1 protein-coding gene is annotated in these 393 nt (G+C 44.3%); it reads left to right on the forward strand.

The features are described from left to right. The coding region (locus tag ACGF5R_RS24615; protein ID WP_387693271.1) for an IS982 family transposase at positions 1-393 on the forward strand (393 nt) is incomplete at both ends.

Consider the following 393-nt stretch of genomic DNA (forward strand, 5'->3'; position numbering starts at 1 on the left):
GGTTTTTCGGTTTTAAGCTGCATCTGATAGTCAATCATCAGGGAGAAATTGTGTCAGCCAAACTCACTCCGGGTAATGTCGATGATCGGGAGCCTGTCCGTGAGTTAGCAACGGGATTAACAGGAACGCTTTACGGCGACAAGGGATATATCAGTCAGGCTCTGTTTGATGATTTAAACGCAGCAGGGGTGACATTGATAACGGATACGCGCAGTAACATGAAGGCAAAAGCGCTCTCAGTGTGGGATAAGGTGATGTTATCAAAGCGTTTCATCATAGAAACCATCCATGATCAGTTAAAGAATATTTCTCAGATAGAGCACTCACGACACCGTAGTCTACAGGGATTCATGTTGAATGTGTTAGGAGGGCTAATCGCTTATTGTTTCAAAG

It is taken from the genome of Photorhabdus sp. RM71S (assembly GCF_042879355.1).
Taxonomy (GTDB): Bacteria; Pseudomonadota; Gammaproteobacteria; order Enterobacterales; family Enterobacteriaceae; genus Photorhabdus; species Photorhabdus kayaii.